We start from the raw sequence: 23,529 nt of genomic DNA on the forward strand, positions 1-23,529 counted from the left end.
TTCACGGCCGCCCGTAGCGGCAAAGAGCGCGACGTTAACGGGCAAATCGGCGCTGTAAATGGGCGAAAGCACCCGCGGCACCGTGCCGTCCCGGCCGCGGCCCCCGAGTCGCAGGCCGATCCGGACTCATCCTGTCGTAGCATTGCGCGAAATGGCCGGTGATGGCATTTTCCCGAACAAGCTTGCCCAAGTCACACGAAATATTGTGATTCGAGCGTGGCCTGCGGATTTTTTCCGGCGGAAATTTTTCCCGCTGGCTCTAGGGAAGGTGCGCAATGATCAGATCCGAACTGCTGCAAGCCCTGTCCAAGGAAAATCCCGAACTGCGCGGGGAAGACGTCGAACGTGCGGTCGATACCTTCTTCGACGAGATCGCCCAGCGCCTTGCCGATGGTGGCCGGGTGGAACTGCGCGGCTTCGGCGCCTTCTCAACCCGTCATCGCGACAGCCGCAAGGGCCGCAACCCGCGCACCGGTGAAAGCGTGGAAGTGCCCGAAAAGCGGGTGCCCTACTTCAAGCCGGGCAAGGAAATGCGCGCGCGCCTCAACGTGGACTGAAAGGCACCTAGGGGTACCTGAAACGCACCTGAAACGCACCTGGGCGGGACATGGCCTGTGCCGCCAGCCATTGATGTCCGTTTCACGCGTGTATTCCCAAGGGCTATCCTCACGATAGCCCTTCGCCACTGTTGCTCCTGTCGCTTCAATCTGTCAGATCGCCCCTCACATGCGCGGCAGAGTGCGTGAACGATGCGCTGTGCGGGCGTGGCGGAATGGTAGACGCCGGGGACTTAAAATCCCCTGATCCTTGATCGTGCGGGTTCGAGTCCCGCCGCCCGCACCAGTTCTTCCCGCACCTGTTATCCCCCGCACTCCTCCTTCCCGTACTGGCCCTTCGCGTAATGGCCCTTCGCGCCGCCCTTTACGCTTCGGTAACGTTCCTGCCGGTACGCAGGACATCGACCGCTTAGCTCCTTCTGATACCGATTCCCGGCCCTGGCGGTTCGGCGATGCTGGTTTGCGCCCCAGCCGGATCTCCGGCCCGGGCAGAAAAAGGGTGCCTCGCGACATGATTTCCGCAGATCGCCAGCCGGATGATGGCCCGCCCCCGGCGGATAGCCCGAGCTCCGGCGATTCCGCCCCGGAGCAGCGCGTCCAGCCGCGGTTCGCACTGCTGCTGCGGCAAGCCAAGCTGCTGGCCGACGGCTGCGAATACCTGTGCATCGTGCGCGACGTCTCGGAAAGCGGGGTCAAGCTCAAGCTGTTCCATCCGCTGCCGCCGCTGCGGCCCGACAGCAGCGGCTTTGCGCTGGAAATCACCACCGGCGAGAGTTTCCCGATCGCATGCGTCTGGGAACAGGAAGGCGAGGCGGGCTTCCGTTTCACCGCCCCGGTCGACCTCCTGCGCTTCATCGCCGAGGCCGGTCCTTTCCCCAAGCGCCCGGTCCGCCTCAAGGTCGAGCACCCGGCGCTGATCGCCTTCGCCGGTCAGGAACACTTCGCGATGATCCAGGACCTGTCCCGGCAAGGCGCCGGGATCGAGACCGAGCAGCTGCTCGCCATCGGCCAGAAACTGCGCTTCAGCGCCCGCGAACTGCCGCATTTCGACGCCACCGTGTGCTGGCGCCAGCATCCTGCCTATGGACTGGTCTTCGACCAGTTGCTGAGCCTCGAACAGCTCGCCTTGCGCACCTATCGCATCCAGCATCCGCTCGCCCCGCTGGCGGGCGAATGATCCCCTCTCACCCGGCCCGGAACGTCATCGCCGCCCCGTTCATGCAGTAGCGCTTGCCGGTCGGCGGCGGGCCGTCATCAAAGACATGGCCAAGATGCCCGCCGCAGCGCGCGCAGTGGACTTCGGTGCGCGGCACGCCGATCGCGTAGTCCGTCGCGGTCTCGATCCCGCCGGGCAGCGGCTTCCAGAAACTGGGCCAGCCGGTATGGCTGTCGTACTTGGTGGCCGAGGAAAACAGCGGATGGCCGTCCGCCGCGCAGAGGAACGTGCCCTTGCGGTGCTCGGCATTGAGCGGCGAGGAGAACGCGCGTTCGGTCCCCTGCTCGCGCAGCACGTGGAACTGCGCCGGGGTCAGCCGCCGCCGCCATTCGGCGGTGCTGAAGCGCACCGGATAGTCCTTGGCCTCCGCCGCACTGCCGCAGGCCGAAAGCACCGGCAGTGCGGCCCCCGCTCCCAGCCAGCCGAGTATCTGACGACGAGTGGACCGCAGCATCATCGCGCCTCTCCCGAAATATCCGCCAGGCTTAGCGGATATTTTCAGTTCGATGCAGTCTGCTCTCCGGTTACACGCCTGCGCCCCCAGCGCCGCTTGCGCAGGCGCGCCGGGCCCGACTTCATCACCCGCGAGCGGAACAGCCGCGCGCCGATGCGCACCAGGATCAGCACCCAGAGCGCCTGCCAGCCGATCGCCAGCACATGCGGCATCAGCGCCGGGTCCTGCGCGCCGCGCGCCAGCATCGCGAAAGGCGAGCTGAACGGGAACAGCATCGCCGCCTGTTCCATCAGGCCGCCGGGCTGGGTCATCGCGAAGCTGGCGAAAAAGAACACCATCAGCTGCAGCATCGTCACCGGCATCGACAGCGTCTGCACCTCGCGCACCGTCGAGGCCATCGAGCCGATCGAGAGGAACACCGATCCCAGCAGGAGATAGGCCATGGCAAAATAGACGACGCCCAGCGCGACCAGCAGCGGCCAGCCGACCGCCGGTTCGGGCAGCGCCGGGAACAGCGGCCCATGCGCCAGATAGAGCAGCCCCGCCGCCCCCGTCCATGTCGCGATACCGACCAGCGAGACGCCCAGCATCGCGAAGAGCTTGCCGAAAAACACCGAATCCATCGGGATGGCCGCAGCCAGCACTTCGATGATCTTGTTGCCCTTTTCCTCGACGAGGTTGGACAGCACCATGCCCGCCAGCATCATCGTCAGCAGGAACAGCATCATCTGCGCGCTCTGCGCCGTGGTCAGGCGCCCGCGCCGCTCGCTCGCGGTGCTGGTGGCGGCCACCCGCAGGGCGACTTCGGGATAGGCCAACGCCTCGCCCGAACGGGCCTGCGCCGCCAGCATCGAGACCGGCCCGCGCCAGTCATGGATCAGGCCTTCCGGCCCGGTCAGCACCGGCATGGCAAGGTTGCCCGAGAGCACGGCGGCGACATTGCCCTTCTTCGCCGCCAGTTCCCGTGCGGTATCGACCGATTCGCCAGGGCCAAGCCGCCGCAGCACCACCAGCCCCGGCAAGGCATCGCCCGCAACCGGCGCCAGCCGCGCCCGCGCCGCGCCGAGCGCATCGATATCGGCGCCGCGCATGACGACCCCGAGCTGCGGCTGCTCCGCGCTCGCCTGTACCCGCGCGCCGACACTGCCCGCCAGCCCGCCGACGATCACCGGGAACAGCGGCCCCAACAGGAAAAAGAAGAAGCTGCGGCTGAACAGGATCGCCGTGAAATCACGCCGCGCCACCACCCAGGCCGCCGCCAGCACCGAAAGTCGGCCGGTCCGCATGGAATCGTTCATCGGCGCGGCTCCTGGCCCTGGTCCTGTTCCGGGCTTTCCTCCAGCGCCCGCGCCGCCGCCTCACCGGCGATGGCGACAAAGGCATCGTGCAGCCCGGCCCGCTCGATGGAGAGCGAGAGGATGCCCGCATCGCCCTCGATCAGCGCGCGCAGCAGCGGCTCCACGCCGGTTTCGGGCAGCGAGAAGGTCCAGAACGCGCCTTCGCTGCGGGCGTCCGCTGGCAGCGCGGCCCGCCACGCCCCCTCTCGCGCGCGGGTTTCCAGCCGCACCTGCGGGCGGATCCGGTCGCGCGCGACATCGACCGGCCCCGCGAAGGGCACCTTGCCGCCGGCAATGATCGCCACATCGTCGCAGAGGCGCTCGGCATGGGCGATGACGTGGGTGGAGAAGATCACGGTTGTCCCGTCTTCGGCAAGTCCGCGCATCATCCGCTCCAGCTTGCCCTGGTTGAGCGCATCGAGCCCGGAAAACGGCTCGTCGAAGATCACCAGCTTCGGGCGGTGGACCAGCGTGCCGAGGATCTGCACCTGCTGCGCCATGCCCTTGGAAAGCTGCCGGATCTGCCGCTCCGCCGCATAACCGAGGCCGTGGCGTTCGAGCAGTTCGTGCGCGCGGCGGCGCCCTTCCTTCAGCGGCAATCCGCGCAGCGCGCCCAGAAAGGCGATCGCCTCGGTGGCCTTCATCGCCGGGTAGAGGCCGCGCTCCTCGGGCAGATAGCCGATGGCGTGGGCCACGTCGTGCGGCCGCTCCGCCCCCAGGATGCGGCGCGTGCCCGCGTCCGGGTCGATGATGCCGAGCAGCATGCGCAGCGTCGTTGTCTTGCCCGCGCCGTTGGGGCCGAGAATGCCGTAGACCGCGCCCACCGGCACCCGCAGGTCGACCCCGTCGACGGCCGTGAACCCGTCGAAGCGCTTGACCAGCCCGCTCGCCTCGATCGCAAGGGGACGCGGATCGACGTGCGCCGGATCGGCTCCCTCATTGCTGGCCACGGGCCAATCTCCTAGTGCGATGTTCATCAAGGCCGTCTACCCCCATCCCGTGAACCGGAGCATCCGCAAGCTTGGTTAACAACCCTCTAAGTGATTTGACCCCCTTGGACTTGTTAAAGGGTGATCTGGAAGCGCAGGCCCGCGCACTGGGCTTCTGCGCCTTCGGAATCGCGTCCGCCGAAGAGGACCCCGAACGCGCCGCCCGTCTCGATTCGTGGCTGGAGGCGGGCATGTACGGATCGATGGAGTGGATGGCCGACCGCGCCCACCATCGCCGCTCCCCCCAGGGCCTGTGGCCCGAGGCCCGCCGCGTCATCGCGCTGGGCATGAGCTATGCTCCGGCGTCCGACCCGCTGCAGCTGGCCGAAGTGCCAGACGTGGGCCGCATCTCGGTCTATTCGCAGGGCGCCGACTATCACGATGTGGTGAAGAAGGCGCTCAAGCACCTCGCCCGCTGGCTGGTCGAGGAAGCGCGCAAGCGCGGGCTGGGCGAGGCCGGGGTCAAAGTCTTCACCGATACCGCCCCGGTCATGGAAAAGCCCCTCGCCGCCGCCGCCGGGCTGGGCTGGCAGGGCAAGCACACCAATGTGGTGAGCCGCGAGCATGGCTCCTGGCTGTTCCTCGGCGAAATCTACACGACACTGGACCTGCCGCTCTCCGCGCCCGGCCGCGACCGCTGCGGATCGTGCCGCGCCTGTCAGGACGCCTGCCCCACCGCCGCCTTCCCCGCCCCCTACCGCCTCGATGCACGGCGCTGCGTCAGCTACCTCACCATCGAGCACAAGGGGCCGGTGCCGGAGGAATTCCGCGCGGCGCTGGGCAATCGGATATACGGCTGCGATGACTGCCTTGCCGTCTGCCCGTGGAACAAGTTCGCCGAGACCGCCCACACCATCAAGGCCTTCCTCCCCCGCGCCGAACTGACCGCGCCGCAACTCGGCGATCTACTGACACTGGACGATGCGGGCTTCCGCAAGCTGTTCTCCGGCTCGCCGATCAAGCGGATCGGGCGGAATCGCTTCGTGCGCAACTGCCTCTATGCGGCGGGCAACAGCGGGCGGGCGGCGCTGCTGCCGTTGGTTGAGGCGCTGTGTTCGGATGAGGATGAAGGGGTGGCGGATGCGGCTGTTTGGGCTTTGGGGAGGTTGAAGGAAGAAAGGGGAAGTCCTGGGGGATGATCCCCCAGACCCTCAAAACGTCTACCTCGCGCCCTGCCTATCCGCAGTGCGCTCCCTGCGGCGCAGCCAATTAGTCTCCCGACGCACCGATGGGCGCGCAACGGATAGCGCAGGGGACCACGGAGACGGTAATGGGGGTGCAGGGGGGCTATGCTCCCCTGCTTAATCCTTCTTCCTCAGGCCTTGACGCCTGCCATGGCCCCCATAGCCAGTTCCAGCGACCGCACTTGCGCATCCGGGTCGAACATCGCGCCCGAGACGATCAGTTCGTCCGCCTGCGTACGCTTCTGGAAGGCGAGGATTTCGTCGCGCACTTTCGCCGGGGTGCCGATCGCGCTGACCGAGCGGACTTGCGCCAGCATCGCGCGGGCCGAGCCGGGCAGGCTTTCGCGGTAGTCGCGGATCGGCGGCGGCATCTTGCCGGGCGTGCCGGTGCGCAGGGCGACGAAGCTCTGGTCGGTGGAGGAGGCGAGGTAGTGGGCTTCCTCGTCGCTGTCGGCGGCGTAGACGTTGATGGCGGCCATGAAGTGCGGCTTGTCGAGCACTTTGCCGGGCTGGAAGCGTTCGCGGTAGATGCGCGCGGCTTCGTCGAGCATGGCCGGGGCAAAGTGCGAGGCGAAGGCGTAGGGCAGGCCCAGCATCGCCGCCAGCTGCGCGCCGAAGGTGCTGGAGCCCAGGATCCACATCTCGACATCGGCGCCGACCGCCTGCGGCGAGGAGACCCCGCCCACCGCCTGTCCGGCAAAGCGGGCCTGCAGTTCCGCCACGTCCTGCGGGAAATGCTGCGAGGCGCCGACGATGTCCTTGCGCAGCGCATTGGCAAGGCGCCCGTCGGCGCCCGCCGCGCGGCCGAGGCCAAGGTCGACGCGGCCGGGGAACAGCGCGGCCAGCGTGCCGAACTGCTCGGCGATCACGTAAGGGGTATGGTTGGGCAGCATGATGCCGCCCGCGCCGATGCGGATGGACTCGGTCGCCGCGCCGATATGGGCGAGCACGACCGAGGTGGCGCCGCCCGCGATCCCGTCCATGCCGTGGTGTTCGGCCACCCAGTAGCGTTTGTAGCCGGCCTTTTCGGCGACTTGCGCGGTGCGGGCGGAGATCGCCAGCGCCTGGGAGACTGTGCCGCCTTCGCGGACGGGGACAAGATCGAGAACAGAGAGTGGGAGCATTATCTGGCCTTTGCGGGGGGCGCCTTGGCGTCGGAACCGAGTTGGGTGAGGTAACCCCTGGCGGTAGCCGCCTGCAGGCTGTCCGGGCTGGTGGCGACAACCGAGTTCCAGCTGCGCCGCGCCGCCTCGTTGCGGCCCGCAAGCACGGCGATGACGCCTGCCTCGAGGCCGACTTCGGGATCCTGCGGGGCCAGCGTGGCGGCCTGCTCGATCTGGGTCTGCGCCTCGATCAGCTTGTTCTGGCGGCGCGAGAGGGTGGCGGAGAGCAGCCAGGCCTGGGCATTGGCAGGATCGGCGGCGCGGGCTTCGGCCAGCGCGTTACCGGCCTCGTCCGGCTGGCTGAGCGCCACCAGCGCCCGCGCGCGGTCCAGCGCGATCGAGGCGAGCAGTTCCTTGTCCTCGGTCTGGCGGGCATCGGCGGCGGCAGGGGCGAGCAGCGAGAGCGCATCGCCCGGCTTGCCGTCGGCCAGCGCCGCGCTGCCCGCCATCGCGCCAAGCCGCGCGCGGCTGGGATGGTCTTCGAGATCGGCCGCGTCGCGCGCCTGGACAAAGGCGGTGCGCGCCTCGCCCCAGCGGTCAAGCTGGGAAAGCGCGGCGCCGAGGCAGAGCCCGGCGCGCACGCGGGCACGGCCCTGCGCCTCGGCCATGGCCTTGCGGGCGATCTCGGCGGAACCGGCGGGATCGGATTCGACCGCCAGCATGCAGCCGGTGTTCGATTCGGGAATGGCGGGCCCTGCTGCCTGCGCCGCCTGCTCGGCACGGCGCTTGCGCTCCTCCTCCATCTTCTTCTCGACGATCTCCTTGGGGAGCTGCGAGGCGTAAGGGCTGGCGATGCCCGCCGCATCGACATTGGCTTGCATCAGGAGGAGGGGAAGCAGCAGGGGCATGGGGGGATGGTCTCCGGGTCAGGCCGCCGGGTTGCGGGCGAGGACCAGCTCGGCCACGCTGCGCAGGAGCAGGTGGATGTCGGCATCGCGCGAGAGGCGGTGGTCGCCGTCCTTGATGAGAGTCACCTGCACCTCGGATGAACGCAGCTTTTCGGCCAGCCGCACCGCGATTTCCCATGGCACGTCATCGTCGCGCTGGCCGTGGAGCAGGCGCACCGGGCCGTCGAAGGGAATGACCTTGTCCAGCATGAGATTGGCCTGCCCGTCGGCCCAGAAGCCGGGGTGGGTGGGTGTGGGTTCGGGGCCATAGGGATTGTCTTCCCAGATCGTCTCGCCATCGGCGAGAACGTTCTTGTCCATCTGGGCAATACCCCATTCGGTAAAGTCCGGCGCGGCAGCAATGCCGACCATGCCCTTCACGCGGTCTCCCAGCTTCTCGGCAACCATCAGCATCAGCCAGCCGCCCATCGACGAGCCGACCAGCAGCACGTCACGCAAGTTCGCCGCCTCGATCAGCGCGATCACCTCGTCCCGCCAGCGGCTGAGCGTGCCATCCTCGAAAGCGCCGGGGCTCTGGCCGCAGCCCGAATAGTCGAGCAGCATGCAGGCGCGGCCGCTGGCCACCGCCATGTCGAACAGGGCCGCGGCCTTGCTGCCGGTCATGTCGGACATGTAGCCGGGCAGGAACACGATCGTCGGGCCGAGGCCGGGCGTGAAACGATGGGCGATCTGACGCCCGTCGGGCATCTCGTGGAAACGAAGTTCGGTCATGCGCGCGATAGTTGGGGGCACGGACCGGCGGGGGCAAGAGGCCAGGCGGGAAAGAAGGGCGGATGGTCGTGGCTGCTTTTAGGGATTTTCATCCTCATGCAGGCGCTCCGGATTCGCCCCAAAGGGGACGCTTGGTCAGCCTTGTCCTCGAATGTCTCGCCAATATTCCCGCTCAACCTCGGGATCAATTTCAACAGGCATCGAGCCTCCGTACAAACGATCTGCGCCGTCCTTGCGTGGGCCAGAAATCCAGAATTGGTCGCCTGTTTCGACATCGAAGTAATTCGCTTTGAACCCGCTTCCGTCGAGTGATTGAAATACCCTGCCATTGTAATGGATCGATCGTCCCGACTTCGAGAACGTAACCCTCCCGATCCGGGCCGCACCATTGAGGCCTTCGGATTTATCCTCGATATACATGATGCGCGTCTTGGATTTTGACATGCCTCGATCTTAGCTATCGGGCATTTTAAGGCAACGGCTGCAAACCACCCATGTCGGCCATTTGGGAGGCAGAGGGTTGTGGTCCGTAGCAGCCTGTCCGGTATGCGCGGCTCACGAATAAAAGTGGTCGGACCGTTCACGCCCCCTTGCGGACGTTTGTTGAGCCCGGATGGCTTGCCGCTTGTTCACTCCATTCGTCATTCCCGCGAAGGCGGGAATCCAGTAGCAACCTCGTAATGAGGGACACTCGAAGGCAATCCGCAGTGGCGCGATCTCGCCACCGGCGTTGGCTTCGAAGCGTTGCGTTGACTGGATTCCCGCCTCCGCGGGAATGACGAAGATCTGGGTGCGGATTTGGCATCGGCAACGGGTGTTTTAAAATCCGAACCAGACGGTCGGCTTCCCACCCAAAGCTGCCCTCTCCACCCGCTCAGGCTGAGCTTGTCGAAGCCCCCGCGAGACGTGGCGCAAGGCAGACGTTCCGAGGGTCCGGGGGATCTCCTGAGTTTATCGAAGGGCTCCGGAATCTTCCCTTCCTTTCTTCTGAAACCGTCCGCCTGACCCGCAGCGATCCCGGCTTCTGCCGCGATGACGGAGATCTGCGGGATGGTCGAAGCCCATTTCCCGCTCCCCCCCGTCCCAACGGTTGCCCCCGAAGCGCCGAACCGCGTAAGGCGATGTTAAAGCACCTCCCTCAGGATGCCGCAGCATCATGTCCGCGCAGATTCTCGATTTTCCGACACGTCCCGGCCGGCTGGCCCTGCGACTCGAATGGTTCGCCACCGAGCGGTCGGTGCTGCTGGCGATCTGGGCGCTCTATTTCGCGCTGCGGGTGGCGGTGCTGTTCATCGACCTGGTGCCGACTTCGGATGCCGAGTGGTATTTTTCCCGTGCGGCGAGCCTTGCCGCCGGGCGCGGGTATCTTGGCAATGACGGGGCGCCGACCGCGTTCTGGCCGGTCGGCTGGCCGGCGGTGCTGGGTTTGGCGTTCAGCCGGTTCGGTGCCTCGGCGGTGACGCTGGGCGTGTTCAACCTCGTCTCCTCGCTGCTGATCGGCGGGCTGACGCTGGCGCTGGGGCGCCGCCTGTTCGCCAGCGAGGCGGCGGCGCGGCTGGCGCTGCTGCTGCTCGCGGTCTATCCCAATGCCATCGGCTACGTGCCGCTGGCGCTGACCGAGGTGTTCTACACGCTGCTGCTGATGGCGGGGTGCTGGGCGGTGATCGTGCGGGAAAACCGCTGGCAGCTGGTCGGCGCCGGGCTGGTGTTCGGCCTGGCCACGCTGGTCAAGGCGCAGACGCTGGTGGTGGTGCCGCTGCTTTTCGCGATCGACTGGCTGCGGATGAAGCCGATGGGCAAGCGCCTGCCCGGCCTCGTGCTCGACGCTCTGGTGGTGCTGGCCGCCGCCGCCGTGGTGATCGCGCCCTGGACGGTGCGCAACCGGGTGGAGCTGGGGCACTGGGTCATGGTCTCGACCAATGGCGGCTACACCTTGCTGACCGGCAACCACGACCGCGCCAATGGCGACTATTCACCCGATGCGCCGGTGGTGGACCGCCTGATGGCGCGCGGCGATCTCGACGAGGTTGCCCGCGACGGCGAGGCACGGCGGCTGGGCATGGCGTGGATCAGGCAGAACCCCGGAAAGTTCCTCGCGCTTGCCCCGCGCAAGCTGGCGCGGCTCTGGCTGCCCGATGGCGAGGCGGAATGGGCCTATCAGGGCGGCGCGCCGGGGTATGCCGGGGCCGAGGGGGTCTACCGCGCGGTGCGCTGGATCAACCAGGGCTATTACGGGCTGCTGATGCTGGGCTTCGCGCTGGCGCTTGCGGTGATGACCCTGCGCCGCCGTCATGACCGCACGCGCTGGGCGGGCTGGTGGCTGCTGCCCTATGGGCTGGCGCTCTATCCGACCGCGATCTGCCTGGTGTTCTCGGGCCAGTCACGCTTCCACTATCCGGTCATGCCGTTCGTGTGCATGGCGGCGGCATGGGTGGTGGTGGCGGCGCTGGAGCGGCTGGCCTGGCGCAAGCGCCGCGTGACGGTTCACTGAGCGGGCGATCGAAACTTCGCAAAAAGCGAATCTTGCAGCACCAGACCAACCGTGGCCCAACCCCTAGGTCGTAAACTCATAAACGGCACCATCGAGGTTTGAGGCAAAATGGCTCAGCGGCAGGAGGGAAGGCGCAGGAATATGTCGATATTTCAAGACTTCCCGACGCAGCGCTGGGCCATTTTGGGCAAATCCCGCAGGGACGCCCAAATGGCTTCCATCTCGAACCCAAGCGGCCTTGGACGGGCAACCAGCCCGCCCGGCGGCAACTTCGGCCCGAGCTGTTCGCCATTTGGGCGCCTCGATGGTGCCGTTTATGCGTTTACGACCTAGAGCAGAACGGGTCCGATCACGCGAACGATGATGGTGGTGCCGGTGGGCGCGCCGCGCTCCGCCGTCTCATGACGGGCGGACAGGCTTTCGTGCAGCGCACCGAGGCCAAGGCCAAGCGCCGCCACGATAGCCACCCACGCGCCGATCCTGCGCCCGCGTCCTGACAGGCCCGCCCGCCCGATCATCGTCCATCACCCCTTCTGGAATATGTCCTCGATCCTCATATCAAAGATCTCGGCGATGCGAAATGCCAGAGGCAAGGAGGGATCGTAACGCCCCGTCTCGATGGCGTTGACGCTCTGGCGGCTGACGTCCAGCCGCTCGGCGAGATCCTGCTGGCTCCAGCCGCGCCGGGCGCGCAGGTCCTTGAGGTGGTTCTTCATGCCGGGCAGTGGGCGCCCATGGTCAGGCGATTGAACAGCATCCCGACAAACAGCCCCAGCGCCCAGAGCGGGAAGACAAAGAACAGCGCCAGCCTGGGCACCGTGGGGGCGAACAGTTCGAGCAGCCCCCAGACACTACAGACGGCCAGGGTGAATGCGGTCGCCACCAGGAACTTGCGAATTTCCAGCATGCGCAAGTACTCGTCCTCAAGCTCGACCAGCAAGCGCCCCATCGCCCAGACCCAGCCGACAACCGCCAGCCCCGGCAGCAGGGCCAGGCCGATCGTGCGGGCATCGGCCGGCGCATGGTCGGGAATCAGCCGCACCGCAAGCGCGATCGCCCCGACATAAAGCAGGCTCAGCGGCAGCATCCGGCGAAGATAGCGGCGATAGGCGGGGTTCTTGCGAAAGGTCGTCATGTCGAAAACCACTCCGGTCCGCGCCGGAGCAGCCCGGCGGTCATGTAAAGCAAACTTGTCACCCCGCATCATTGGAGTCAAGCGTCCTTTACATTCACAATGACGGGATGACATCCCGGCCGGCAATCGCTACATTCGCGGCGATGACGCAGCTGTGCACCACCACTGGCACGACCACTACCACCACCCGGCGCTCCCGGGGACGGTGGGTCGCGGCCTGAGCAGGCAGCCACCGTCGCCCGGGGTTCGGGCGAGCGGCGTCTCTTTCCCGAATCGAGCGAATTTCTAAGGCGCAAAAGCTTCACCCGCGCGCGCGCCTGTGCCATTGGGCCACAAAATCGGCGCGCAGCCGGAAACCGGAAAGACGAGTTCGATGTCCGAGATGTTCAAGATCAGCCTGCCCGACGGTTCGGTTCGCGAGATGCCGCAAGGCTCCACCCCTGCCGACGTCGCCGCCGCCATCGGCCCCGGCCTTGCCAAGGCCGCGCTTGCCGCAAAGATCGACGGCGAACTGGTGGACCTCAGCCGCCCCTTCACCGGCGATGCCAGCCTCGCGCTCGTCACCAGCCGCGACGAGGACGAGGCGCTGGACCTTGCCCGTCACGACTTTGCCCACGTCATGGCCGAAGCGGTGCAGGCGCTGTTCCCCGGCACGCAGATCACCTTCGGCCCTTCGACGGCGGACGGTTTCTACTACGACTTCGCGCCCAATCCGGAGCGCGGGCCGTTCACCGACGAGGACTTGCCGGCGATCGAGGCGGAGATGCGCAAGATCATCGCCGCCGACAAGCCGCTGCGCCGCGAGGTGTGGGACCGCGAGACGCTGATCAGCCGCTGGAAGCAGCAGGGCGAGAACTTCAAGGCCGAATGGGCCGCCGAACTGCCGGGCGACGAGCCGCTGACCGTCTACTGGTCGGGCGAGGACTGGCTGGACATGTGCCGCGGCCCGCACCTGCCCTCGACCGGCAAGCTGGACCCGGCCGCCTTCAAGCTGACCCGCGTTTCCGGCGCCTACTGGCGCGGCGACCAGAACAACGCGATGCTCAGCCGCATCTACGGCACCGGCTGGCTCAACAAGAAGCAGCTGGCCGCGCACCTCACGCGCCTCGAGGAAGCCGCCAAGCGCGACCACCGCAAGCTCGGCAATGAGATGGACCTGTTCCACCTCCAGGCCGAAGCGCACGGTTCGGTGTTCTGGCACCCCAAGGGCTACGTGATCTATCGCGCGCTCGAGGATTACATGCGCCGCGCCGTCAGCCAGGCCGACTGCAAGGAAGTGAAGACGCCGCAGGTCATGGACGCGCGGCAGTGGGAAGCCTCGGGCCACTGGGGCAAGTACCGCGAGAACATGTTCGTCATCCCCGACGAAGTGCCCAACACCGAGGATGACGGCCCGATCATCTCCAACGACGCGCAGTGGATGGCCTTGAAGCCGATGAACTGCCCGGCGCACGTCTTGATCTTCAAGCAGGGCATCAAGTCCTACCGCGACCTGCCGCTGCGCATCGTCGAGAACGGCTGCTGCCACCGCAACGAGCCGCACGGCGCGCTGCACGGGCTGATGCGCGTGCGCCAGTTCACGCAGGACGACGGCCACATCTTCTGCCGCGAAGACCAGATCGTCAGCGAAGTGCAGGCCTTCTGCGAGATGGCGGACCGCGTCTACAAGGACTTCGGCTTCACTTACGCGATCAAGCTGGCGCTGCGCCCGGACAACCGCATCGGCACCGAGGAGCAGTGGGACAAGGCCGAAGCCGAACTGCGCGACGCCGTCGTGCGCGCCGGCCTCGCCACCGAGGAGTATGGCTGGGAAGAACTGCCCGGCGAAGGCGCGTTCTATGCGCCCAAGCTGGAATGGCACCTGACCGACGCGATCGGCCGCACCTGGCAGGTCGGCACGATCCAGTCCGACCGCATGCTGCCCGAACGCCTCGACGCCCACTACATCGGCGAGGACGGCGAAAAGCACCGCCCGGTCATGCTGCACCGCGCGATCTTCGGTTCCTACGAGCGCTTCATCGGCATCCTGATCGAGCACTTCGCCGGCAAGCTGCCGGTCTGGCTCGCCCCGGTCCAGGCGGTCGTCACCACGATCGTCTCCGATGCCGACAGCTATGCGCAGGAAGTCTCGCAGAAGCTGAAGGCCGCCGGCGTGCGGGTCGAGACCGACCTGCGCAACGAGAAGATCAACTACAAGGTGCGCGACCACTCGCTGAAGAAGGTTCCGCATCTGGTGGTGGTCGGCAAGCGCGAGGCCGAGGAAGGCACCGTCGCCATCCGCACGCTGGGCGCCGAGCACCAGAAGGTCATGTCGCTCGACGACGCCATCGCCATGCTCAGGACCGAATCCACCGCGCCGGACCTGCTTGAAGGTCTTCCGGCATGATTCGCCGCGAGCTGATCGACACCGCGTGGATTCCCGATGGGGAGAAGCTGGAGCTCTACAAGCACGATTCCGATTACATGATCGTGCTGGGGCACAACGAGCTGATGTCCACGCGCAAGTGGGGCAGCGAGGAAGCCCTCGCAACGATGGCTTACGAGCGCATCAAGGGCATCACCAAGCGCCCCCACTTCCTGATCGGCGGCTACGGCATGGGCTTCACGCTGCGCGCCGCGCTGCGCACGCTGCCCGAGGATTCGAAGATCACGGTCGTCGAACTGGTGCCCGAGATCATCGAATGGGCCCGCGGGCCGATGGCGGAGCTGGCGCAGGGCTGCCTCGACAATCCGCGCGTCAATCTGGTGATGGGCGATGTGGCGCACGTGATCGACGGATCGCGCGCCGCCTACGATGCGATCCTGCTCGACGTCGACAATGGCCCCGACGGGCTGGTGCGCGAGGACAACAACGTCATCTATTCCAAGGCCGGCCTGCGCGCGGCGCGCAATGCGCTGACCCCGGACGGCGTACTGGCGGTCTGGTCGGCGGGCGCCGATCCCGCCTTCACCCGCCGTCTGGAACGCGCCGGGTTCAAGGTGGACGAAGTGAAGGTGCCCTCGCGCAGCAACGGCAAGGGACCCAAGCACGTGATCTGGTTCGCCACGCCGGAGTGATCCCGGCGGGCGGATCTCCGCACCCGACGTCACCAATTCCAATACTTGCGTCGCCCCCGCGAAGGCGGGGGCCCCGCTTCCTTTTCGCCCCGCCTCAAGAAAAAGCGGGATCCCCGCCTTCGCGGGGATGACGGGAAGAGGTTAGACTGGATTGTTTGAAACGTCCGGATAGTCAGCCCGGCAGGGTGCGATCCCCGCGCGCCCGAATCCGTCGCGCCTTGGCCCTTCCGGCCGCTGCCACCAGAACACTGGTGCTCAGCAGAATGCCCGAAACCAGCATGCCGACGGCGACCAGTCCGGGCGGGCTGAAATCGGTGCGGGCGTCGAGTTCCGCCCATTTGCCCAGCCGTATGCTGGCGCGGGCGGTCTGGCGATCCTTGGAAAGACGCATCACGGCTCCTTAGCGCGAGTTGCGCAAAGGTTAGCCCTCCTGCGCCAGCCGATCCAGCCAGGCCTGCGCCTGCCTGGGCTCCCCCACCGCATGCGAGGATACCGGCCCGCGCGCGGCGAGGAATTCGGCGTGGAGCGCAAACGGCTCCATATCGAGCTGATCGCGCAACTCGTCGATCTCGTCGGCGAGGTCGGCAAGGCCGTCCACCAGCGGCGCGGCCTTGGCGCGGGCCTGCTTGTCCTTGTTGTGGCCGAACAGGCCCCATTGCCCCGCCGCCGTCACCTTGAGCGCCGCGACCAGCGCGGCGCGATATTCGCTTTCGAGTTCGGCGCGGCGGGTGTCCATGCGCTCAAGACGGTCTATTTTGGCCATGGACCGCCTCTAGAGCGTTTTGGGCGCAATCACCACAGGATGCCGTGCTTGTCCGGCAGGATCGGCGGCGGCGCTTCCTCGCCGATCGACTGGAGCAGGTCGATCTCGATGGTGCGGCACATGGCGTTCAGCGGCAGGTCGTGCACCGTATTGGCGAAGGGATCGACCAGATCGTCGCCGATGGCCAGCACCGCCAGGAACATCACGCCCGCCAGCGTCGAGCCCAGCGGCGTCGCCACGCCCAGCGTCTCGACCAGGCCGATCGGCAGCAGGATGCAGAACATGTGGGTGAAGACGGTGGGGAAGAAGCGGTACTGGTACGGCAGCGGCGTGTTCTTCAGCCGCTCCATGCCGCCCTGGGCATTGGCGATGTCCACCAGCACGGCTTCCATCTGCGTCTGCTGGATGGTGTCGATCCAGCCCCTGCGGCGGGCCTCGTCGATGCGGCGGCCGGTATCGTCGAGAATGCCGTTGGCGACATTGGTGCGTTCCAGCGATTCGTCCGCATCCCCGCGCGAGAGCATGCGCAGCACTTCGGCGTCGGGCTTGATGCGGCGCAGCTGGCAGCGCAGCGCGTTGACGTAGGCAATCTGGCGCAGCACCACCCGGCGCTTCAGCTCGGTGGCTTCCGGATCCGGCATGAAGTTGCGGGCACTGCGCGCGATGTTGCGGCTGGCATTGATCATCAGCCCCCAGAGGCCGCGCCCTTCCCACCAGCGCTGGTAGGCGGAATTGCTGCGGAAGCCGAGGAACAGCGCCAGTGCCGAGCCGAACAGCGTCACCGGCAGTTCGGGCGCATGGAACGGCAGCATGAAGTACGTCACCGTGACGATGACGTCCCAGACGAACAGCAGGGTAATCGGCTTCCAGATCTCGCGCAGGATCTGGACGGGTTGCAGCGAAGGGGTAACGATCATCGGTTGATGGATTCCTCCACGGCAGTCGTCGCCTTATCCTTGACGGGGATGGCCGTCTTTGTGGTGGCGGCATGAGAGAGCGCGACCGAGGTTCCCGAAACCGGCCGCAGGGTGAACCATTCGGCCCTGTCGACGGCGACCAGGAAGCCCAGCACGCCCAGGCCGAACAGCAATAGCAGAAAATTCCCGATCAGCGATTGGCGAAGACGCGCCCGCTCGGCTTCGGTCGTGGGTTGCATGGGGTATCTCCAGTTCAAGTCGCGTGAACGCCTAGATTGGGAGACGATGATTTCGTTTGCATCGACCAATCGTGACAATTCATTGCTGCATCGCAGCAGACACGATGTGCAGTGCAGCAGAAACGATAAGACGCAATCGGGTGCGTCAAAACATTTTGAAACAGAATGGAAAGTTTTCCGGCGCGTGTGCCGAGAGCACATTCCCGCCGATCAGAAGGGCAGTTCGGCCCTGGCGAGAATCAGCGCCAGTGCGCAGCCGCACACGACCATGGCGCGCAGAATCTCCGCCGGAACGGCGGGACGGGCGATGGGGGCAAGGGCAAGAATGCGGGCCATGAAAGCAGTCATGCGCCGGACAAGGTTGCCAATCGGTTAAGGCGGCGGGGAGCGCGCGGCTCCCCGCCGTTTGTCACGTCGAGGGCATCTGCTGGCTGGAGCAGTGGAACGAGCCGCCACCGGCCAGAACCGCATCGGCCATGACGCCCACGGTCTCGCGATCGGGGAACAGTTCGGCGATGGCGGCAATGCCGTCCGCGTCGTGCTCGGTGCCGTAGATCGGCACGACCACGAGCTTCGAGGTGATCGCGAAGTTCATGTAGCTGGCCGGCTCGATCCGGCCGTCCGACTCGACCCGGCCCGGCGAGGGTACTTCGCGCACGGTCACGCCCATCGCCTCGGCGCGGGCCTTGGCATCGGCGTAGATCGCGGCGTTGGGATCGTTTACCCCGGTCGCGCGCGGCAGCGCCAGCACGTTGGGCGCCACGAAACGCGCCAGATTATCGACATGGCCGTCGGTATGGTCGTTGATCAGGCCGTCGCCCAGCCACAGCACACGGTCATAGCCCAGATCGCGCTTGAGGCGCATTTCCAGATCATCGCGGCTCAGGTGCGGGTTGCGGTTGGGGTTGAGCAGGCACTGTTCGGTGGTGGCGACGAGGCCGGTGCCGTCGCCGTCCAGCGCGCCGCCTTCCAGAATCCAGTCGGAAGTTTCCACCTCCAGCCCGGCATCGCGCGCCAGTTCCGCGCCGATTTCCTGGTCCCCGTCCATCAGGTACTTGCCGCCCCAGCCGTTGAAGCCGAAGCGCATGGCCTTGAGCGCGCCCGTGCCGTCAGCACAGACCAGCGGCCCGGTATCGCGCAGCCAGACGTCGCCATAGCGGCGCACTTCCAACTTCACCTTCGACGAGACGAGCGAGGCCGCGCGCACGCGGTTGGCCTCGTCGCGCACGATCAGGCGCACTTCCTGGCCCGATTCGGCCACGGCCGAGGCAAACTCGGCCATCTGCACTTGCGCGGCTTCGAGAAAGCCCGGCCATTCCACCGGATCATGCGGGAAGCCGATCCAGATCCAGTCCTGCGGATGCCATTCGGGGGGAAGGGCGAACGTCACTTGTGGCAGCCTCCTTGAGCCGCCGCGCAAGCCTTGTCGCGGATCGCGCGGAATTCGTCGGTTTCGTGCCAGTTCGGCCAGAAGTCCGAATCGGCGAGCGTGCGGCCGAGCCGATAGTAGAGCCCCGCGCTCTGGGCAATGCCGTCCCAGTTCCAGCTGTCCGAGTATTCGTCCTTGGGGCCGTGGTAGCGGTTCGAGTTGTAGTCCTCGCTGGCCGCGTCGCCTGCGGCCTTGCCGCCGTCCACCCAGTCGGTGCTGGCGGCGATGTCGAACATCGGCACCCCGCGCTTGGCCATCGAGAAGTGGTCGGAGCGGTAGTAGTAGCCGCGCTCGGTGTGTTCCTCGGGCGCTTCGGTCAGGCCCTCGTCGATCAGTTCATCACGGAAGATCGCGGTAAGGTCGGACTTGTCGCCCCCGGTCATCGCATAGGAGCGCGTGCGGCTGCCCGGCATCAGCGCGTCCATGTTGACGCCGCCGACCGTGTGGTCGAGCGGGTAGACCGGGTTGGCGGCATAAAATTCCGAACCGAGCAGGCCCGATTCCTCCAGCGTCACCGCGACGAAGACCTGGCTGCGCGCGGCCGGACCGGCCTTTGCATTGGCCTCGGCGATGGCGGCCAGCGCGGCGACGCCGGTGGCATTGTCGACCGCGCCGTTGCAGATGCCGTCGCCGGTCTTGTCCGGCGTGCAGTGGCCAAGGTGGTCCCAGTGCGCCGAATAGAGCACGTATTCATCCGGGTGCAGCTTGCCCGGCAGCACGCCGACGACATTGTGCGAGGTGGAGCGGCGGATGGCGTTGTCGAAGCCGAGGCTGACCTTCAGGCCCAGCGGCACCGGCTTGAAGCCCTTGTGCCTTGCCGCCGCCGACAGCGCGGCGAGATCCTGGCCCGAAGCCTTGAGGATCGCCTCGGCTACCGGCTTCCGGACCCAGCCGTTGGCGACGGTCTGGTCCATGTCGTCGTTCGGGGTGGCGACGCGGTACTGCGCGCCGGTCCAGCTCGAATTGACGACGTTCCAGCCATAGGCGGCGGGGAACGTGTCGTGCACGATCAGCGCGGCGGTCGCCCCCTGACGCGCGGCTTCCTCGAACTTGTAGGTCCAGCGGCCGTAATAGGTCATGCGGCGGCCCTTGAACGGGCCTTCCTCGGTAGCCGCGTCATAGTCGGCATCGTTGACCAGGATGACCGCGGTTTTCCCGTGCATGTCGATCCCGGCATAGTCGTTCCAGCCCAGTTCCGGGGCATTGATGCCGTAGCCGACGAAAACCAGTTCGCTGTCCTTGATGCGGGTCTGCGGCGTCACGCGGTAGCTGGCGGCCACATAGTCGTCGCCGAACCTGAACGAGAGCGGCACCTTGCTGCCCGTCACCGTCAGCGCGGAATGGTTGCTGCCGGTGATCTCCACGGTCGGCACGTCCTGCAGCCACTGGCCCTTGTTGCCCGGCTGGAGCCCGGCCTTCTGGAAGGACGCGATGATGGTGTCGAGCACCTTGGGCTCCGCACTCGTGCTGGGCGCGCGGCCTTCGAAGTCGTCGGAGGACAGCGTCTTCACCAGCCCCTTCATCGTCTCGACCGAAAGCTGCGGGGCCGGCTCGGCGGTCATCGGCGGCGGCGGCAGGGCGGTGCCCTTGGGCAGCTTGGGCGCGGCCACGGCGGCCGTGCCGAGGCACAGCGCAGCAGTGGCGAGCAGGGAAGCGGTGCGTTTCATTGTCTGGGCGGACCTGTTGTATTTTGGGATGACCGGCCTCGTGCCAGAGGCAGGCGGCAGGCACAAGGCGAAGCCGACGCACTTGCCCTCGCGCTCTCGCTTGGGCAGGAACCCCGGCATGGATGCCCACCTGCAAGCCGACTGGACCGGCGCGATCGAACGCGCCCGCGCCCATGCCCCTTACCTCGCCTCGCTGCTGGACCGCCATCCGGATCTTGCCGCGCTGCTGGCCGCGGGCAAGGGCGAGGAGGCGCTGGCCTTCGCCCGCACGGCCGGCGGCGGCACCGACGATGTCGGCATCGCGCTGAGGCGCGAGAAACAGGCCATGGCGCTCGCCCTCGGCATCGGCGACCTGGCCGGGGCCTTCCCCTTGCTGCGCGTCACCGGCGAGCTTTCGGCGCTTGCCGACCGCGCACTCGACGGCGCCATTGCCGAAGGTATTCGCCGCCGCGTGCCCGATGCGGAGCCTGCCGGTTTCCTTGCCCTCGCGCTCGGCAAGCATGGCGCGGGCGAACTCAACTACAGTTCGGACATCGATCCGATCCTGCTGTTCGATCCCGAACTGCTGCCCCGCCGCGAGCGCGACGAACCGGGCGAGGCCGCCCAGCGCGTGGCCCGCGCGGTGGTGGAAACGCTCGGCAAGGTTACCGACCACGGCTACGTCTTCCGCATCGACTTGCGCCTGCGCCCGGCTTCCGAAGTCAGCCCGCTGGCGATCTCGATCAACGGCGCGCTCAGCCATTACGAATCCTCCGCGCTGGCCTGGGAGCGCGCCGCCTTCATCCGCGCCCGCGCCTGTTCGGGCGATATTGCCGCGGGCGAGGCCTTCCTTGCCGCGATCCGCCCTTTCGTCTGGCGCAAGAGCCTCGACTTCGGCGCGATCGCCGAGATCGGCCGCCTCACCGCGCAGATCCGCGCCAACACGCGCGGCAGCGCCACGGTCGGCCCCGGCTTCGACCTCAAGAAAGGGCGCGGCGGCATTCGCGAGGTGGAATTCTACGCGCAGACCCACCAGCTCATTCACGGCGGCCGCAACCCCGCGCTGCGCCTGCGCGGCACCCGCGCCACGCTGGAGGCGCTGGCGGACGCCGGGCTGGTCCCTGCCGAGGACGCCCGCCTGCTGGGTGAAAGCTATGACCGCCTGCGCACCATCGAACACCGCCTGCAGATGGTGCAGGACCAGCAGACCCACGCCCTGCCGATGCGGCCCGAGGCGCTGGACGCCGTGGCCCGGCTCGACGGGCTGCCCGATGGCGAGGCCCTGCTCGGCGAACTGCGCGCGATCACCGATGCCGTGGGCGAACGCTACGATGCGCTGGTCATGGCGAACACCCCGCTTGGGCCCACCACGCAAGTCGCCATGCCCGCGCAGGATGACTTGCGCGACGAACTGGCCGGACTCGGGCTTGCCGAGGCCGAAACCATGGCCCAGCGCGTCGAAGGCTGGCTTTCCGGCGGCATGCGGGCACTGCGTTCGGACGCGGCGCGGGCTGCTTTCGCGTCCGTGCGCGCCGATCTCTTCGCCGCACTGGCCGCCGCGCCGGAGCCGGAGCGCGCCTTTGCCCGCTTCGAGAAGCTGCTCAACAACCTGCCTTCCGCGATCAACCTGTTCCGCCTGCTGGAAGCACGCCCCGCACTGCTGGAGCGGCTGGCGCGCATCCTCAGCCTCGCACCCACGCTGGCCGATGCGCTGGCCCGGCGCGCCGACCTGCTCGACCCACTGATCGACGCCAGCGCCTTCGACCTGCCCGGTCCGGTGGAGGACCTGGTGGCCGAGTTCAGCCAGTTCGAGGCCGGCGCCGACTACGAACAGAAGCTGGGCACCGTGCGCCGCAAGGTCGGCGATCGCCGCTTTGCCCTCGGCGTCCAGCTGATCGAGGGCGCCAACGACCCGCTCGACATCGGCCATGCCCTCGCCCGCATCGCCGAGGCCGCGCTGGTGGTGCTGACCGAGGCGGCGCTGGCGGAATTCCGCGAGGTCCACGGGCACGTCGCCGGCAGCGAACTGGTGGTGCTCGGGCTTGGCAGGATGGGCGGCGGCGTGCTCACCCATGCCTCCGACCTTGACCTCATCTACCTGTTCACCGGCGAATTCGCGGGCGAATCGGACGGGCGGCGGCCCCTGGGCGCCACGCTCTACTACAACCGCCTGTCGCAGCGGGTGACCGCCGCGCTCTCGGTGCCGACCGCCGAGGGCGCGCTTTACGAAGTCGACACCCGGCTGCGCCCCTCGGGCGAACAGGGACCGCCCGCCGCCAGCCTAGACAGCTTCACCCGCTACCAGCAGGAACAGGCCTGGACCTGGGAACACATGGCATTGTGCCGGGCCCGCGCGCTTTACGGTTCGGCCGCGGCGCGCGGCGAACTTGGCGCGGTGATCCGCAGCGTGCTCGCCGCCCCGCGCGGGCAGGACAAGCTGAAAACCGACGTGCTGGACATGCGCGCGAAGATGGCCGGGCACAAACCCGCCAAGGGCCCGCTCGACGTCAAGCTCATGCGCGGCGGGCTGGTCGACCTCGAATTCCTCGTCCACTTCATCCAGCTCGGCACCGGGCGCGGCCTCGATCCCGATCTCGGCGCGGCGCTGCAGTTGCTGGTCGCGGACGGGCTGCTGCCCGCCACGCTGGTGGAGGCGCATGACGTGATGACCCGCCTGCTGGTGGCCGGACGGCTGTTTGCCCCCGATACCCAGGTGCCGGGCAAGCCCTCCTGCATGGCGCTGGAACGCGCCTGCGGCTATGGCACCTGGCAAGACCTTGAAGCCGCCCTTGCCCTCTCCCGCGCGCACGTCGCCGCGAGCTGGCGCGAGACCTTCGGCGAAACACTGGAGATCCTGTGATGACCACCCGTCCCGCCGCCGGCGACCCGTTCCCCGACATCGCCCTGGAAACGCCCGAAGGCGGCAGCGTGAAGGCTTCGGACTTTGCCGGCCGCAAGCTGGTGGTGTTTTTCTATCCCAAGGACAACACCCCCGGCTGCACCACCGAGAATCTCGACTTCTCGGCCCTCAAGGGGGAATTCGACGCGGCCGGAGTCGCGCTGCTGGGCGTCAGCAAGGATACGGCGAAGAAGCATCAGAACTTCATCGCCAAGCACGACCTCAAGGCCCCGCTCGCCAGCGATGCCGAGGAAGGCGGCTTGTCCGACGCGCTCGGCATCTGGACCGAGAAGCAGAACTATGGCCGCACCTACATGGGCATGGTCCGCACCACTTACCTGATCGGCCCGGACGGCACGATCGCCCGCGTCTGGGACAAGGTGAAAGTGAAGGACCACGCCGCCCAGGTGCTGGAGGCCGCCAAGGCGCTCTGA

Annotated in this window: 25 protein-coding genes and 1 tRNA gene; 9 read left to right on the forward strand and 17 right to left on the reverse strand. The window is 67.2% G+C overall.

The annotated features are described in order from the left end of the window. Positions 1-275: 275 nt before the first annotated feature. The 3 genes from DM450_RS15825 to DM450_RS15835 all read left to right on the forward strand — a co-directional run bounded on the left by DM450_RS15825 (position 276) and on the right by DM450_RS15835 (position 1,734). Positions 276-557, forward strand: coding sequence for an integration host factor subunit beta (locus tag DM450_RS15825; RefSeq protein ID WP_142636360.1), 282 nt, complete (start codon positions 276-278; stop codon positions 555-557). A gap of 201 nt (positions 558-758) precedes the next feature. Beyond that, a tRNA-Leu gene (locus tag DM450_RS15830) sits at positions 759-843 on the forward strand. Positions 844-1,068: 225 nt separating this feature from the next. Then, positions 1,069-1,734: a PilZ domain-containing protein gene (locus tag DM450_RS15835; RefSeq protein WP_142636365.1), complete on the forward strand. Its 666-nt coding sequence runs from the start codon at positions 1,069-1,071 to the stop codon at positions 1,732-1,734. A 7-nt stretch (positions 1,735-1,741) separates the two neighbouring features. Here DM450_RS15835 and msrB read toward each other — a convergent pair whose 3' ends face one another. The 3 genes from msrB to DM450_RS15850 are packed head-to-tail and all read right to left on the reverse strand — an operon-like array spanning position 1,742 to position 4,541. After that, positions 1,742-2,230: a peptide-methionine (R)-S-oxide reductase MsrB gene (msrB, locus tag DM450_RS15840; protein ID WP_142636367.1), complete on the reverse strand. Its 489-nt coding sequence runs from the start codon at positions 2,228-2,230 to the stop codon at positions 1,742-1,744. 41 nt (positions 2,231-2,271) lie between these two features. Beyond that, the gene (locus DM450_RS15845) at positions 2,272-3,525 is read right to left on the reverse strand and encodes an ABC transporter permease (protein ID WP_260609922.1); all 1,254 of its coding nucleotides are present in this window, start codon (positions 3,523-3,525) and stop codon (positions 2,272-2,274) included. Continuing rightward, entirely contained in the window at positions 3,522-4,541 is a 1,020-nt protein-coding gene (locus DM450_RS15850; RefSeq protein WP_142636369.1) for an ABC transporter ATP-binding protein, read from the reverse strand. The genes DM450_RS15845 and DM450_RS15850 overlap by 4 nt, the downstream gene beginning before the upstream one ends. A 77-nt stretch (positions 4,542-4,618) precedes the next feature. Here DM450_RS15850 and queG point away from each other — a divergent pair, with 77 nt between their 5' ends. Further along, a complete protein-coding gene (gene queG, locus DM450_RS15855; RefSeq protein ID WP_260609923.1) occupies positions 4,619-5,692 on the forward strand; it encodes a tRNA epoxyqueuosine(34) reductase QueG in 1,074 nt (357 codons plus the stop codon). 176 nt (positions 5,693-5,868) lie between these two features. Here the strand turns inward: queG and DM450_RS15860 are convergent, their stop codons facing one another. The 4 genes from DM450_RS15860 to DM450_RS15875 all read right to left on the reverse strand — a co-directional run bounded on the left by DM450_RS15860 (position 5,869) and on the right by DM450_RS15875 (position 8,963). Next, a complete protein-coding gene (locus DM450_RS15860) occupies positions 5,869-6,861 on the reverse strand; it encodes an LLM class flavin-dependent oxidoreductase (RefSeq protein ID WP_142636372.1) in 993 nt (330 codons plus the stop codon). Further along, positions 6,861-7,748 (reverse strand): hypothetical protein, encoded by an 888-nt coding sequence (locus DM450_RS15865; protein ID WP_142636379.1) that lies wholly within the window; start codon positions 7,746-7,748, stop codon positions 6,861-6,863. The genes DM450_RS15860 and DM450_RS15865 overlap by 1 nt, the downstream gene beginning before the upstream one ends. Before the next feature lie 18 nt (positions 7,749-7,766). Further along, the gene (locus tag DM450_RS15870; RefSeq protein WP_142636381.1) at positions 7,767-8,519 is read right to left on the reverse strand and encodes an alpha/beta fold hydrolase; all 753 of its coding nucleotides are present in this window, start codon (positions 8,517-8,519) and stop codon (positions 7,767-7,769) included. Positions 8,520-8,654: 135 nt separating this feature from the next. Further along, a complete protein-coding gene (locus tag DM450_RS15875) occupies positions 8,655-8,963 on the reverse strand; it encodes a 1-deoxy-D-xylulose-5-phosphate synthase (RefSeq protein ID WP_142636383.1) in 309 nt (102 codons plus the stop codon). Positions 8,964-9,675: 712 nt separating this feature from the next. On the opposite strand from DM450_RS15875, the gene DM450_RS15880 reads away from it, so the two are divergent. Beyond that, positions 9,676-11,010 carry a glycosyl transferase gene (locus tag DM450_RS15880; RefSeq protein WP_142636394.1) on the forward strand — a complete coding sequence of 445 codons (1,335 nt, stop codon included), beginning with the start codon at positions 9,676-9,678 and terminating at the stop codon, positions 11,008-11,010. Between the two features lie 329 nt (positions 11,011-11,339). Here the strand turns inward: DM450_RS15880 and DM450_RS15885 are convergent, their stop codons facing one another. The 3 genes from DM450_RS15885 to DM450_RS15895 are packed head-to-tail and all read right to left on the reverse strand — an operon-like array spanning position 11,340 to position 12,145. Further along, positions 11,340-11,528, reverse strand: coding sequence for a hypothetical protein (locus DM450_RS15885; protein ID WP_142636396.1), 189 nt, complete (start codon positions 11,526-11,528; stop codon positions 11,340-11,342). Positions 11,529-11,534: 6 nt separating this feature from the next. Further along, positions 11,535-11,726 carry a helix-turn-helix transcriptional regulator gene (locus DM450_RS15890; protein ID WP_142636398.1) on the reverse strand — a complete coding sequence of 64 codons (192 nt, stop codon included), beginning with the start codon at positions 11,724-11,726 and terminating at the stop codon, positions 11,535-11,537. Continuing rightward, positions 11,723-12,145: a hypothetical protein gene (locus DM450_RS15895; protein WP_142636400.1), complete on the reverse strand. Its 423-nt coding sequence runs from the start codon at positions 12,143-12,145 to the stop codon at positions 11,723-11,725. The genes DM450_RS15890 and DM450_RS15895 overlap by 4 nt, the downstream gene beginning before the upstream one ends. Positions 12,146-12,518: 373 nt before the next feature. Between DM450_RS15895 and thrS the strand changes: the two genes are divergently transcribed. Together thrS and DM450_RS15905 are read left to right on the forward strand one after the other, a co-directional pair. Then, a complete protein-coding gene (thrS, locus tag DM450_RS15900) occupies positions 12,519-14,531 on the forward strand; it encodes a threonine--tRNA ligase (RefSeq protein ID WP_142636402.1) in 2,013 nt (670 codons plus the stop codon). Next, positions 14,528-15,202, forward strand: a complete 675-nt coding sequence (locus DM450_RS15905; RefSeq protein WP_142636404.1) for a spermidine synthase — start codon at positions 14,528-14,530, stop codon at positions 15,200-15,202. The genes thrS and DM450_RS15905 overlap by 4 nt, the downstream gene beginning before the upstream one ends. Before the next feature lie 172 nt (positions 15,203-15,374). On the opposite strand, the gene DM450_RS15910 is transcribed toward DM450_RS15905, so the two are convergent. The 7 genes from DM450_RS15910 to DM450_RS15935 all read right to left on the reverse strand — a co-directional run bounded on the left by DM450_RS15910 (position 15,375) and on the right by DM450_RS15935 (position 20,217). After that, a complete protein-coding gene (locus DM450_RS15910; RefSeq protein WP_142636406.1) occupies positions 15,375-15,593 on the reverse strand; it encodes a hypothetical protein in 219 nt (72 codons plus the stop codon). Between the two features lie 30 nt (positions 15,594-15,623). Continuing rightward, on the reverse strand, positions 15,624-15,965 hold the full coding sequence (locus DM450_RS15915; protein WP_142636408.1) for a hypothetical protein: 342 nt from the start codon (positions 15,963-15,965) through the stop codon (positions 15,624-15,626). A gap of 29 nt (positions 15,966-15,994) precedes the next feature. Further along, positions 15,995-16,882: a bestrophin family protein gene (locus tag DM450_RS15920; RefSeq protein WP_142636410.1), complete on the reverse strand. Its 888-nt coding sequence runs from the start codon at positions 16,880-16,882 to the stop codon at positions 15,995-15,997. Continuing rightward, the gene (locus DM450_RS15925) at positions 16,879-17,121 is read right to left on the reverse strand and encodes a hypothetical protein (RefSeq protein WP_142636412.1); all 243 of its coding nucleotides are present in this window, start codon (positions 17,119-17,121) and stop codon (positions 16,879-16,881) included. Before DM450_RS15925 ends, DM450_RS15920 begins: the two co-directional genes overlap by 4 nt. A 210-nt stretch (positions 17,122-17,331) precedes the next feature. After that, the gene (locus tag DM450_RS26270; RefSeq protein ID WP_260609924.1) at positions 17,332-17,457 is read right to left on the reverse strand and encodes a hypothetical protein; all 126 of its coding nucleotides are present in this window, start codon (positions 17,455-17,457) and stop codon (positions 17,332-17,334) included. Between the two features lie 73 nt (positions 17,458-17,530). Further along, positions 17,531-18,511 (reverse strand): agmatine deiminase family protein, encoded by a 981-nt coding sequence (locus DM450_RS15930; protein ID WP_142636413.1) that lies wholly within the window; start codon positions 18,509-18,511, stop codon positions 17,531-17,533. Further along, on the reverse strand, positions 18,508-20,217 hold the full coding sequence (locus tag DM450_RS15935) for a M28 family metallopeptidase (protein ID WP_142636415.1): 1,710 nt from the start codon (positions 20,215-20,217) through the stop codon (positions 18,508-18,510). Before DM450_RS15935 ends, DM450_RS15930 begins: the two co-directional genes overlap by 4 nt. A 118-nt stretch (positions 20,218-20,335) precedes the next feature. Between DM450_RS15935 and glnE the strand changes: the two genes are divergently transcribed. After that, a complete protein-coding gene (gene glnE / locus DM450_RS15940) occupies positions 20,336-23,056 on the forward strand; it encodes a bifunctional [glutamate--ammonia ligase]-adenylyl-L-tyrosine phosphorylase/[glutamate--ammonia-ligase] adenylyltransferase (protein ID WP_142636422.1) in 2,721 nt (906 codons plus the stop codon). Further along, on the forward strand, positions 23,056-23,529 hold the full coding sequence (locus DM450_RS15945; RefSeq protein WP_142636424.1) for a peroxiredoxin: 474 nt from the start codon (positions 23,056-23,058) through the stop codon (positions 23,527-23,529). Before glnE ends, DM450_RS15945 begins: the two co-directional genes overlap by 1 nt.

The sequence above is a fragment of the Sphingomonas sp. IC081 genome, assembly GCF_006874585.1.
Classification (GTDB): Bacteria; Pseudomonadota; Alphaproteobacteria; order Sphingomonadales; family Sphingomonadaceae; genus Novosphingobium.